The organism is Photobacterium chitinilyticum, assembly GCF_004104355.1.
In the GTDB taxonomy this organism is placed as follows: domain Bacteria; phylum Pseudomonadota; class Gammaproteobacteria; order Enterobacterales; family Vibrionaceae; genus Photobacterium; species Photobacterium chitinilyticum.
Genome location: NZ_RJLM01000091.1, coordinates 1 through 909 on the forward strand (window position 1 = coordinate 1; position 909 = coordinate 909).

1 protein-coding gene and 1 pseudogene are annotated in these 909 nt (G+C 40.5%); one reads left to right on the top strand and one right to left on the bottom strand.

The features are described from left to right. Positions 1-195 precede the first annotated feature (195 nt). On the top strand, positions 196-756 hold the full coding sequence (locus EDI28_RS25945; protein ID WP_128786698.1) for a hypothetical protein: 561 nt from the start codon (positions 196-198) through the stop codon (positions 754-756). 39 nt (positions 757-795) lie between these two features. Here EDI28_RS25945 and EDI28_RS25950 read toward each other — a convergent pair. Beyond that, a pseudogene (locus EDI28_RS25950) lies at positions 796-909 on the bottom strand (IS110 family transposase); the annotation flags it as partial.

Here is a 909-nt window from a genome sequence, read left to right on the forward strand (position 1 = left end):
GTAGCGGTAGCGTGCATGGATGTTGAGTCGGTTACTTTGAGCGCGCCATAACAAAGGTATCAAGGTGACTTGTTTGACTCGGCATTTTTGGTTCGGAGTTCAGTGGGTTTGGAGAGTTGGTCGTGGCGCACCTTATCCCAGGCGTTATGTAACCGGAGTCAAAGTTCGATGATTTGATGGCCATAAGAAGTAAGAATGGGTGCGGGATTTATGAAATATCAACCTTTTAAAGATGTACTAGGTTTGTCTATTGTACTGCTGGTTTTTTACCTTATTGCTTATGGTATTGGGTTTATTGAATCAATGACAGTTTACGCTTTTTATACTGCGCTTATTATGACTTCTGGTGCAGCAATTAATTTAGTAGGTGCTACGTTAAGTCCTCAGTATTTTGATGAAGAGTTGAAGTCTAATCTGGATAATGGGGGAAAAGATGTAGTGTATGTTCTCACAATGCCATTCTTGTTGTTTTTCTCATTCTCAGCAGCTTCTTACTTAGGTTGGCAGGCTTATGGTAGTGATTTTATGCTTCTAGGGAGCAATAACCCCCTTGCATGGTTAGCATATGGAGCTGATAACTTCATTCGAGCGGCTTGTTTCGATTTTGCGGAAATATATCATTTTGATTTGTCACAAATTGAACATAACGAAGAGTATTGGCCTTCAACATTTGTTTTCGTGTTCAGAACAGCAATGTCAATTAGTGTTGTAACAGTGGTTTTTAAGGCAGTAAAGCTGTTACGTAGTCGCAGGTAGTGGTTACATAACAAACGACTATGGCGTCAATAGATAATTTTAAGCTGTTTTTGCATCCCATAGGGCGCCATCTCGCAGCATAGAATTTAAGATGTTAATCATCTTCCTGACGCAGGCGATAATGGCCACTTTTTTCGGTTTTCCTTCTGCCAG

Coding starts and splice junctions, on each gene's coding strand:
- EDI28_RS25945 (WP_128786698.1), top strand. CDS start 196: ATGGGTGCGGGATTTATGAAATATCAACCTTTTAAAGATGTACTAGGT.